The organism is Nocardia sp. NPDC049737 (assembly GCF_040674755.1).
Taxonomy (GTDB): domain Bacteria; phylum Actinomycetota; class Actinomycetes; order Mycobacteriales; family Mycobacteriaceae; genus Nocardia.
Genome location: NZ_JBFANH010000019.1, coordinates 94,247 through 105,045 on the forward strand (window position 1 = coordinate 94,247; position 10,799 = coordinate 105,045).

A 10,799-nucleotide genomic window follows, 5' to 3' on the forward strand; every position below is an offset into this window, starting at 1 on the left:
GCCCCGATTCATACCGCTCGTTCGGACACGTTCAGCGGATGGTCATCGCCGTCCTGGCGCGACGGCGGTCGCCGACTCGGCGCGCACCTCGCGTCGGTAGGCGAGGTTGATCCGAGCCGCACCCCAGGACAGCGCCCAGATGAGGATCAGCGAGCAGATGAGTACGACTGTCGATGCCGCGTCGATCAGCCAGGAGGGGCGATCGAATGAGCGCTCACGTTGGAGCACAGTGATTTCGGGGACGAAGGAGCGCGTGAACTGGTCCAGTGCCGGGACTTCGGCGGCATCGATGCCGCGGTCATGAGGCATGTAGATCGGCAGTGCGGTGAGCATTCGGCCGTCGTGCAGCCGCAGGATTGTCTTCCAATTACCGTATGCCGGAACCGGTTTCGTACTGACATAATGTCCCTGGCCGACCCTGCGCAGCTGATCGATCACCAGTCCGCGACCAGGGCTCGAGGACCCGATGCCACCCTGCCAGGCCAGAATCTGCACCCACTCGGGATCAGCACCGACCAGGTCCTTCGGTGCCAACGTGATATCGGCGTTGACCATCCGACCGGCGTATGCCGCTGCGGCATCACGCAATTGGACTGTCGCGGAGGCATTTTCAGGAACATCGACGCATAGGCCATTCGCCGTGGCAGCCGCAGTGATCAGCACCGCGGCTATCACGATGCCACGGCGAATCACGATGCGCGGAAGCTCTTCACCCCGCAGGACCATGCCGAGCAGGACGCCGACCGCACCGCCCGCGACACCCACGGGCAGCGCCATGAGCAATAGCTCCGGCCACATACCGCTCGGCCAGGAATCCACGAACACCCCCGCCACCCATAGCGATTCGAGCCAGAGCCCAATAGTGGCCGCGACCAGTCCGGTCAGCGCACCCCACCATACGGGTCTGGACATGGGCAGCAGCGCCATCAGTTCCACGATCAGCGCGATACCGAGATACAGCGGAAATACGTTGTGCGGCGCAGCGAGCAGCGGACCGACCAAGACCGCCAAAACGGTGCGGACGAAGATCGCGAATACCACCGCCGCCAATGCACCGCCGCGCCCGAGCGTGTAGCGCGCCGAAATCAGTGCGATCGTACTCGCGGCCGCGATCAGCATCGGCTGGAAAACCAGACGGAATTGTTCGACACCGAAATCGAATTCGACCTGATACACCGACAGGCCGATCAGCAGACCGCCGAAGGCGAAGGTGCGGATCAGCCACAGCAGTGGTCCGTCGGTGCGATCCGGATCGGGGCGGTCCAGGCGGCCTTCGAATTCCAGCAGCAGCACGGCGACCAGCGACAATCCGGCACCGCCGATCAGCATCAGATGCGTCGGACCCCACAGGGTGACGTCCTGGCCGAACAGTCGGTGCCAGATGTCATCGAGTGGGAAGCCGATAAGGGCGTACAGGCCGGCCCCCGCCATCAGTACGCCGCCGACCGGCGCGTACCAGTCACGGGTGATCCGAATGGCGGCCGGACCCGGTTTCTGGTCCAGCGGCAGGATGATGGCCAGCATTCCGGCCATGAACAGGAAGAACAGGCCGATCATGATGAAGTAGTGCGCCGGATTCGCTAGCGGGCCCTCGTCGCGGCCCTTACCGATATGCAGGCTCACATCCCAGATGAAGCCGAATAGCGCGGTGAGAATGGTGGCGATGAACAGCGCGAGCGGCAGCGCGACCCAACCCGGCCGGTTACTCAGCCGCCCGAGCCGATCGGCGGCAGTTTGTAGCCAGGTGATGCGGCGGGTGCGGTGCAGATACCCGACGACGACCAGCACGGCCGCGATGGCGATCGCCGTGCCGGTTAGCACCGCGACCTGGTCGAGTGCGGCTCCACCCCCCTCGGACCCCCGCGCAAATAGCGCTGTTACCTGCCTCATCACCTGACACTTTCCGGTGTTGGCGATCCTCGCGTGGCTAACCGTGCGCAGTCCGCGCCGTTGCGGGCCTCGTCCTCATCGACGGTGCCGGGCAGCCCCGCATATCACTTGGACCTTCAGTTTCCGAAGGTCGGCATGTATGTCGCATACCCGCTGGCGAGAGGGTCAATCCGGTGCCGGTGAGCGCCCTGGCGGATTGGCTGAACTCCCAGCCGACAGGCACTTTCGATGCCCGTTTGCATCCAGTGACGCCGGGTAGTTGCCGAGTATGGGTAGGCGTGATGGTTTGGCCCCGTGGTGGATCGAGGCGCCGACGGCGGCGATAACCGGTGCGGTGCGCACCGGGGTTTCGACAGCCGTCGGACTGGGCGTACAACTCGTCGAGGCACCGTTGCATGCGGCCGAAGCTGTGGCCGATGCCGCGACATCGGTCATCGACACGACCGCCGCCGGAGTCGACGAATTGGCTTCCACACCGGAGAGCCCGCTGGGCGAGGACCTGCTGGATCTGGTCGATCCGCATGAGCGTCGGGCCAACCGTCGGGTGGCCCTGCGTGACAACAAGGCGACGATCGAAGTGCGTGGGCTCAGCTCCGAGCGTGGCGCGGCGCTGGCACGGATATTGGACGAGCGGCTCGGCAAGTTACGCGGTGTGCGGTGGTCACAGGTGAATGCGGTGACCGGTCGGGTGGTCGCCACGCTGCGCGACGGCGCGACCGCGCTGCCAGAACTGCTCGAGGCCATCGAGGGGATCGAGGCCGATAATAATGTCGCCGAAGTGGACTGGAGTCGCAGCGTCGAATATCCGGAGGACCGGGAACCGTTGCTGGCGGCGGGAATTCAAGTGGCGAGCGAGGTATTCGCCATTGCGGTGTCCACGGTCGGCGCACGGCTACCGTTCGGTGGTCCGGCGCGCGCGGTGCGAGCGGCGGCCACCTTCGTCGACACCCAACCTCGACTGCGGGGAATGCTCGAATCGCGATTCGGCCGTTCCCGCGCCGATATGGCCCTGACGATTGTCACCGCGATCGGAACCGCATTCGGCGAAGACGCCGCCGACGGAATTTCGAGTCTGCTTGCCGACACTGCCCAGCGCACCTTTCTACTCGGCGAGGCCATCGCCCAGCGTTTGGAGTGGCGCAACTGGGAGTCCGAAATGGTGTGCCGCGAACAACCCGACGTAACCGAGCCCCTACCGCCCTACACCCGCCCCACCGACATACCGGGCGGCCCGATCGAGCGCGTCGCCGACGAAACCGCAGCCGGATCGCTCGTCGGCACCGCCGCATTCGTCGGCCTCGGCCGCCTCGGCGATGCCGCCGACGCCCTCGGACTCGGCGCACCGAAGGCCGCACGAGCCTGCCGCGAGGCCTACGCCGCCAGCGTGAACATGGCCCTCGCGCGTGCGGGAGTACTGACATTGCACCGGGGTGCGTGGCGGCGCTTGGACCGGCTCACCACGCTGGTGATCGACGGCGAAGCGCTGCTCACGTCACGTCGACTGGTGCTCGATGTCGAGTCGGCCGATGACGAATGGTCGATGGGGAAGGTCTGGAGCGCAGCGCAGCGATTGCTGTGGTCCTCAGATGAGCAGACCCCGACAGAGAGCTGGGGCGCCACTACGAAGGGTGAGGAGGGGGCTACCAACGAAGGCAACGGACAGGCCGCATCGGGGGATAGCGAGGAGAGCGCACTCCAGGGCGATAAGCACGCCGCAACCGCGGGCAACAAGAAAGCCGCGACGAATGGCAGCAAGCAAGCCGCCATCGTGGACTACAAGGCAGCCGCAACCGACGGCGACGAGGCGACCGCGTCAGAGCACGCGGCACTGCGACTGGTGCATCCGAAGAGCGGGGCTCGTGATCGCGGGGCCACCATCCGGCCGGTCTGGCGCGAATTGCGTGCCGGTGACCGCACGGTGGGACGTGTGCTGCTCGGTCGGGAGCTCGATCCGAGTGCGCACGATGTGTTGACCGCTGCGCGGCGGGCTGGGTTGCGGGTGGTGCTCGTCGCACATGAGGATGCGAACGAATTACGTTCGCTCGCTGATGAATTCGTTTCCGCGACGACGTCGATGAGCAAGCAGGTCGAGCGGCTGCAGCAGGACGGCCAGGTGGTGGCGATGCTGAGCCCCTGCGCCCACAAAGCGTTGGCCCGAGCCGACCTGGCACTCGGATTGTTCAGGGCCCATCACTGCGAACCACCGTGGGCCGCCGATGCCATCTGCCGGGATCTCGACCAGGTGCAGCGCGTGCTCGCGGCAGTCGCGCCCGCGCGGCAGGTCAGTGAACGCGGGCGCACCCTGGCTCTGTCGGCGTGCGCGCTCGGCGGCCTGCTGCTCGCTGTCACCCCGACCAGGAAGGCTCGAACAACACCGATGGTCGCCGCACAGCTGACTGCGCTGATGACCGGGGCGCGCAACGGCATTCGAGCGGCCACATCCGCACCACCCACCACTATTGCACCCCTATTGCCTTGGCACGCACTGGAACCCAATGAAGTGCTCGCACGCCTACCGCAGCCCCCGGCCCTCGACGAGCGGGCGATCCCGGCCCGAGCCGAACAGAGCCTGATCACCAAAACTCTCGCACCGATGACGTCCTTCGCCCGCCATCTGCGCCACGAGCTGGATGACCCGCTGACGCCGATCCTCAGCGTCGGAGCCGTCGCCACCGCCATACTCGGCGAGCCGTCCGACGCCATACTTCTCGCCTCCGTGCTGACGGTGAATGCGGTGATATCGGCCGCTCAGCGCCAGCGCGCTGAAAGCGAATTGCAAGACCTGCTCGAAGGCGAACAACTCACCGGCCGCCTGATCGACCGCGCGGCGATCGACGAGGCCGAACAGAACGAAGAATCCGTGCCCGCAGACGCTCTCGCCATCGGCGATGTCTTGGTCGTCCACGCGGGCGATGTGGTTCCCGCCGATGCGCGACTGCTGCGCGTGGACGAACTGGAAATGGACGAATCCGGTCTGACCGGCGAATCGGTGACGGTCGAGAAGAATCTCGCCGCCACACCCAGCGCGGCCCTCGGCGAACGCGCCTGCATGATCTTCGCGGGCAGCACCGTCGTGAACGGAAGGGGACTGGCCGTCGTAGTTGCCGTGGGCGCCGATACCCAGGCCGGACGCGCGACCGCGGGCGCGGTGCCGCCGGATAAGGGCGGCGTGCAGGCCCAGCTGCGGCAGCTCACCAATCGCGCACTACCACTCACCCTTTCGGGTGGGGCGCTGGTCACCGCGCTGGGCGGACTGCGCGGCCGGATGCTGCGCAATGCGATCTCCGACGGCGTCGCGGTCGCGGTAGCCGCGGTGCCGGAGGGATTGCCCCTGGTCGCCACAGTGGCGCAGCTGGCAGCCGCGCGTCGACTGTCGCGCTACGGCGTGCTGGTCCGCGCCAGCCGCACCGTCGAGGCTCTCGGCCGCGTCGACACCCTGTGCTTCGATAAGACCGGCACCCTCACCGAAGGACGGCTGCGGCTCACCATGCTGGCCGACCTGGACAACCAGTGGTCACCCGATGACGAATCCGATGATGCGCGCCGACTGCTACGCGCCGCCGCCCGTGCCTGCCCGGATCCGGATGACGGTCCGGTGCTGCACGCCACCGACCGCGCGGTCCTGGATGCCGCCGAAAGGCTCGGCGACGACGCGCACCGGTGGGATCCGATCGAGGAGATCCCGTTCGAATCCAATCGTGGCTACGCCGCGGTACTCGGCCAGACGACACGAAAATTGCGCCTGATCGTCAAGGGTGCACCGGAGGTGGTACTCCCCCGCTGCACCAAAGCTCCTACCGCGGAACCATTCTCGGACAACGTGCGCAAGCGCGCGCGGGAAGTCATCGATGACCTCGCCGAACAAGGCCTGCGCGTCCTCGTCGTCGCCCGCCGCGACCTCGCCGACCAACCCGATGATGTCGAACGCGCCGTCGACGAACTCACCCTCCTCGGCTTCCTCGGCATCGCGGACACCCCGCGCCCGCAGACGTTGCCGCTGGTAACGGCCTTGCAGGACAATGAAATCGGCGTGCGCATGATCACCGGCGACCATCCGGTCACGGCGGCGGCGGTGGCCCGCCAACTCGGCATTGCCGTGGATACCGTCACCACCGGTGCCGATCTGGATCGGCTCGACGATACCGAGCAGGCCGAACTCATCGAACGCAGCACCGTCTTCGCCAGGGTCGGTCCGGAGCAGAAGGTCCGCATCGTGGCCGCCTTGCGCCGCAATGGTCATGTGGTCGGCATGACCGGCGACGGCAGCAATGATGCCGCCGCCATCCGCAGCGCGGACATCGGAATTGGTTTGGCCGCAAGGGGCTCCGCGGCCGCCCGTAATGCCGCGGATCTGGTGCTCACCGATCCGAATCCACTCGCCCTGCTGCACGCGCTGGTAGAGGGACGCGGCATGTGGCAACGCATTACCGACGCGGTGGGCGTGTTGGTCGGCGGCAATGCCGGGGAGATCGCATTCACCATCTACGGCACCGTGGTCGGCGGGCGGGCACCGCTGGGTACTAGGCAATTCCTGCTGGTGAACATGCTCACCGATATGTTTCCCGCACTGGCCCTTGCCCTTTCACCGGATCGCGACAGCCCGGACCCGCGCGATGCGGAGCACGGTGCCGAGCAACGGGCGCGGCAATTGGCCGAAATCCCGCCTGCCAGTCTGGGTCCCGATCTCGCCCGCACGATCGCGGTGCGCGGCATAGCCACTGCGGCGGGTGCCTGCACAGCGTGGACCGTCGGCCGCTACACCGGAACCCAGCGCCGCGCGGCCACCATCGGACTGGTGGCGCTCATCGGTACCCAACTCGGGCAGACACTGCTCTCCGGCCACCGCAGTCCCCTGGTCTGGGTCACGACCGCCGCCAGCGGCCTGGTTCTCGGCGCGGTGGTCATGGTTCCGGGGGTGTCGGCCTATTTCGGTTGCACGCCACTGGGTCCCGTCGGCTGGACCATCGCCACCACCTCCGCCGCCGCGGCAACCGCGGGCTCGACGGTCCTTCCGCGTCTACTGCCCGACGCTGGCGAAAGCTGACCGCGCCGGTGCCACCTCGCCTTAGGTTTCCCGCTTTCACGGACAGCCGCTGGTTCCACCGAGTCGACTGGTTTTCACGGAGCGCCGCTGGTTCCCGCGGGCCGCCGTTCGTTTCCACCGAGCGCGCCGGTCTCCCGGACAGCTGCTGGCTACCAGGCCCATTACAGCCAGCCGGTGGCAACCAGTCCGGCGACCACTGCCGCGCCGAAGACAAGCCAGGCGGCGTAGTCCCCCACATGCCCGCTGTGCAGTCGGTGTAATGCGGTCGCGGCCACGGTGACCGGACGAATCGGCGGCTTTCCGCGAGCGCGCAACGTGCCGAAATGCAGCGCGACAAGTGCTATCAGCACGGCCAGGACAGTCGACAACAGACCGAGCGCCAAGCCTGCTCCGCTCCATTCGATCTGCGGAACTCCGCCGGGATGGGCGGTCGTATTACCGAGCAGCGCCGCCGCCCGGTAAGCCTCGGGATCAACGAACGTCGCGGCGGCGGGACCGATAGCGGTTGTGAATCCCGTTGGCAGACCCAGTATTAGCGCGACGAGCAACAAAACCAGCACCGCACCCAGCATCGTGATCGGCGTCCGGTTGCGCGGCGCGGCGACATCGGGCACCTCGTGTTCCCCGGTGGTCTCCTCGGGATCGAGTTTGTGCTCGGGCACCTCACCCACACCGAAACACACCCGCAGCCCCGCACGCAACGCCGCCCCGCCGGTTATCGCCGAAACGACGATCACCAGCCCTACCAGGAAATTCGACCCATCGGATTCCTCGAGCAACGCCTTGCCCAGCCCCGCACCGAACGGCGGCAACCCTGCCAATACCAACGCCGAAAGCACAAACAGCACACCGATAGTCCGCTGACCACGCGCCCGCCCATGCAAACTGAACTCGTCCACACTGCGATACCGCGACAGCAACACACCGGTCAGCAGAAACAGCGAACCCTTGACCGCAGCATGACCCCCGAGGTACAGCGCCGATGCGGCGACACCAAGCGGTGACAGTGCGGCGAGTCCGAGAATGAACAATCCGATATGCGCGATCGTCGAATACGCGAGCAGCCGTTTGATATGCCGTTGCAGCACACACATCACCGCACCGAGCACAGCGGTAGAAATGCCCAGCACCAACAACATTCGGCGCACGCCAGGAGCGGGCAGCACAGTATCGAACACCGTCCAATACACCCGTGCCAGCCCATAAACACCCAACGGTGCCATCACACCGGAGAACAGCACACAGACCGGCGACGGTGCCACAGCATGCGCATCGGCCAGCCAGAAATGGAATGGCACCGCCGCCGCCTTGACCAACCATCCGGTGGCAATCAGCACGAATGCCGCCAAAACAAGAGCATCACCCGCCCGCGCCTCGACCGCAATTCCCAACTGTGCCAGGCCGAGTTGCCCGGTCCGCGCATACAAAAGTCCGATTCCGAACAGGCACAGGTACGCGCCGAGCGAATTGACCACCCCGAAATTCAGCCCTGCCTGCACAGATTCGGGTTCCTCGATCTTCAGTCCGGTCAACGCATACGCCGCCACGCCCATCAACTCGAAGAATACGAACATGTCGAAAAGATCACCGGTCAGCGCGAATCCGGTCATACCGGTGGCAAAGAGCAGAACCAGGGCCGGATAGTGCGCATGCAGATTGTCGAAGTAGCGCCAGCCGAACAGCAATGCGGTCGTGGTGAGCAATGCGATCAGCAAAGCCATTGCGGCACCGAGCCGATCGGCGACCAACACGATGCCGACGGTCAGCCCAGGTCGCGGCTTCCACCCACCGGACCAGGACGACACCGTGCCGGTGCCGGTCTCATACAGCAGCAATCCAGCCAGGATCGTCCCGGCAAGCGCGGTCCCGGTGCCGATCACATCGATCAGCAGCCTGGGCAATACCCGCCCGAGAGCGAGCAGCAGGCAGGAACCGGCGACCGGCAGCGCGATCACGAGTGCCGGGAGCGCCTGATCGAGGGGGACCATCAGCCACGCAGCGCGTGCAGTTCGTCGGGCTGGACGGTGCCGTGTCGCTTGGCGATCTGCACGACCAGCGCCAGCAGCAATGCGGTAACCGTCGCGGAGACGACGATGTCGGTCAGCGCCATCGCCTGCACCACCGGGTCGACCACCGGCGAGCCCGGCGGATTCGCGGACCCGAAAATCGGTGCCGAAGCGCCCTTTTGGTAGCCGATGGCCAATAGCAGGACATAGGTTCCCGATTGTCCGATGGATACGCACACCACGGTATGCACCAGATGTCTGCTGCGTACCACGCCGTAAATGCCGATCAGTAAGAGCCAAACGGCGATCACATAGGGAAATACGGTCATCGCGACGCCTGCCTCTCCGTAGTCAGATACTCGTCGAGGAACTGCGCGAGCAGTACGACGACACCACTGCCGACCGCGAGCCCGACCGCCACGCTGAACAGCGGCAGCGTACCGGCCGACAGCAGGCGGCCGAATTGCCCGAGCGGCAGAATATTCGCCAGATATCCAGCGCCACTGAGGATTCCGGCCAGCCCGAGGGCGACCACTGTGCCCCTGCCCACAGCCTCGCCGAACTCGTACCAAACCAACGGACGCAGCCGCCGCAGCGCGCGGTAATTGCCCGCCACGTACAGCAAGTGCAGGCCGGTGGCCAGCACCACACCGCCTTGGAAGCCGCCACCCGGCGTGAGATGTCCGTGCACGACCACATCAGCACCGATCATCAGTGTCACCGGCAGCAAGGCATAGCCCAGAAATCGCGTCGCCTGCATAATGCGACCGAGGTCCTCCGATTGTCGTTGCGGCCGTGGCCCTTCCGGACGCAGTAGAGTCGCCGCACCGAGCACCGCCGCCACCAGGATGGCCTCCTCGCCGAAGGTGTCGAGGCCACGCTGATCGAAATTGACCGAGGAAACCGCATTGGGGCTGTGCTGCTGCAGCGACGCCTGGACCGCGGCGTCGCGATACGGATGATCGGTACCGCCGAACCCGGGCATACCGAACAGCGCGAGTCCGAGCAATACGACAAGTCCGACCCCACCGACGAGGAAGATCACCAGTCGCGCACCGTACTTCACGACCGTCGTCTCCGCTCCACGGCCCGCACAGCGAGCAACACCATCAGCGGCACCACCGCGGTACCCACCGCGACCTGTGACAACGCCACATCCGGCGCACCGAGCACGAGAAATGCCGGTGTTAACAGCGCACCGAACACCGCCAGCGATACTGCCTGGCGCTGCGGCTGGTCGGTGAATACGACGACCGTGCCCGCCACCGCGACCAGTCCGAGCGTGATCACAATCAGGGCGTTCATTGCGGGGCCTCGATCCGGCCGTCGGTGCGGGCATTGAGCCTGCCGATGGCGGCACTCAGCACCGGGGCGGTGAGCGCCAGCAGCAGGAGGGTCACCACGACGATCGCCGTGGTCAGCCCCGGCCCCTCCGCGATAAGCACCGCGAGTGCGATGAACGGTCCGGCGACCGCGCTGATAATCGACGAATAGTGCAGTCGCGCATAGACCGAACGCGGCCGCAGCGCCGCCATCGAAGCGGCCACCGCGACCAGCGTGCCGATTGCGAGCAGTGCGTCGACGAAGAAACTAGTCATCACGCACCCCCAACAGGCGCGTGAAAACCAGGGTGCCCGCGAAGGAGAGCAAGACCACCACCAACGGCACGATCAGATAGTCCGGTCTCCCGAGTCCCAGACTCAGCAATATCAAGACCACGATCAATAGCGAGCTGACCAATTGCAGCCCGACGAGCCGATGCGCCGCCGTGCCCCTGCTGGACAGCAACAGCGCAGGCCCGATCCCACCGACCAGCAGCACACCCGACGCGACCAGCCAAGGCGCGGTGGACATTTCGA

Annotated in this window: 8 protein-coding genes; 1 reads left to right on the plus strand and 7 read right to left on the minus strand. The window is 66.0% G+C overall.

Annotated elements, in window-relative coordinates:
- Positions 1 to 42 precede the first annotated feature (42 nt).
- Positions 43 to 1,890: a hypothetical protein gene (locus AB0J47_RS24870; protein WP_364350412.1), complete on the minus strand. Its 1,848-nt coding sequence runs from the start codon at positions 1,888 to 1,890 to the stop codon at positions 43 to 45.
- A 268-nt stretch (positions 1,891 to 2,158) separates the two neighbouring features.
- Here AB0J47_RS24870 and AB0J47_RS24875 point away from each other — a divergent pair, with 268 nt between their 5' ends.
- Complete coding sequence (locus AB0J47_RS24875) at positions 2,159 to 6,934, plus strand: HAD-IC family P-type ATPase (RefSeq protein WP_364350414.1); 4,776 nt, start codon at positions 2,159 to 2,161, stop codon at positions 6,932 to 6,934.
- Positions 6,935 to 7,095: 161 nt separating this feature from the next.
- Here AB0J47_RS24875 and AB0J47_RS24880 read toward each other — a convergent pair whose 3' ends face one another.
- From AB0J47_RS24880 to AB0J47_RS24905, 6 genes are read right to left on the minus strand one after another with little or no spacing between them, the layout of a single operon-like run.
- Positions 7,096 to 8,922 (minus strand): complex I subunit 5 family protein, encoded by a 1,827-nt coding sequence (locus tag AB0J47_RS24880; protein ID WP_364350417.1) that lies wholly within the window; start codon positions 8,920 to 8,922, stop codon positions 7,096 to 7,098.
- Positions 8,922 to 9,269, minus strand: a complete 348-nt coding sequence (locus tag AB0J47_RS24885) for a cation:proton antiporter subunit C (protein ID WP_364350420.1) — start codon at positions 9,267 to 9,269, stop codon at positions 8,922 to 8,924. Before AB0J47_RS24885 ends, AB0J47_RS24880 begins: the two co-directional genes overlap by 1 nt.
- Positions 9,266 to 10,006, minus strand: a complete 741-nt coding sequence (locus AB0J47_RS24890) for an MnhB domain-containing protein (protein WP_364350423.1) — start codon at positions 10,004 to 10,006, stop codon at positions 9,266 to 9,268. The genes AB0J47_RS24885 and AB0J47_RS24890 overlap by 4 nt, the downstream gene beginning before the upstream one ends.
- Positions 10,003 to 10,245, minus strand: a complete 243-nt coding sequence (locus tag AB0J47_RS24895; protein WP_364350426.1) for a hydrogenase subunit MbhD domain-containing protein — start codon at positions 10,243 to 10,245, stop codon at positions 10,003 to 10,005. Before AB0J47_RS24895 ends, AB0J47_RS24890 begins: the two co-directional genes overlap by 4 nt.
- Entirely contained in the window at positions 10,242 to 10,538 is a 297-nt protein-coding gene (locus AB0J47_RS24900) for a monovalent cation/H(+) antiporter subunit G (protein ID WP_364350429.1), read from the minus strand. The genes AB0J47_RS24895 and AB0J47_RS24900 overlap by 4 nt, the downstream gene beginning before the upstream one ends.
- Positions 10,531 to 10,794 carry a monovalent cation/H+ antiporter complex subunit F gene (locus AB0J47_RS24905; RefSeq protein WP_364350432.1) on the minus strand — a complete coding sequence of 88 codons (264 nt, stop codon included), beginning with the start codon at positions 10,792 to 10,794 and terminating at the stop codon, positions 10,531 to 10,533. Before AB0J47_RS24905 ends, AB0J47_RS24900 begins: the two co-directional genes overlap by 8 nt.
- Positions 10,795 to 10,799: the final 5 nt, after the last annotated feature.

What these genes read in the sequence shown, in the direction of transcription:
- AB0J47_RS24870 (WP_364350412.1), bottom strand. Translation starts at nt 1,890, where the DNA reads ATGAGGCAGGTAACAGCGCTATTTGCGCGGGGGTCCGAGGGGGGTGGA.
- AB0J47_RS24875 (WP_364350414.1), top strand. Translation starts at nt 2,159, where the DNA reads ATGGGTAGGCGTGATGGTTTGGCCCCGTGGTGGATCGAGGCGCCGACG.
- AB0J47_RS24880 (WP_364350417.1), bottom strand. Translation starts at nt 8,922, where the DNA reads ATGGTCCCCCTCGATCAGGCGCTCCCGGCACTCGTGATCGCGCTGCCG.
- AB0J47_RS24885 (WP_364350420.1), bottom strand. Translation starts at nt 9,269, where the DNA reads ATGACCGTATTTCCCTATGTGATCGCCGTTTGGCTCTTACTGATCGGC.
- AB0J47_RS24895 (WP_364350426.1), bottom strand. Translation starts at nt 10,245, where the DNA reads ATGAACGCCCTGATTGTGATCACGCTCGGACTGGTCGCGGTGGCGGGC.
- AB0J47_RS24900 (WP_364350429.1), bottom strand. Translation starts at nt 10,538, where the DNA reads ATGACTAGTTTCTTCGTCGACGCACTGCTCGCAATCGGCACGCTGGTC.
- AB0J47_RS24905 (WP_364350432.1), bottom strand. Translation starts at nt 10,794, where the DNA reads ATGTCCACCGCGCCTTGGCTGGTCGCGTCGGGTGTGCTGCTGGTCGGT.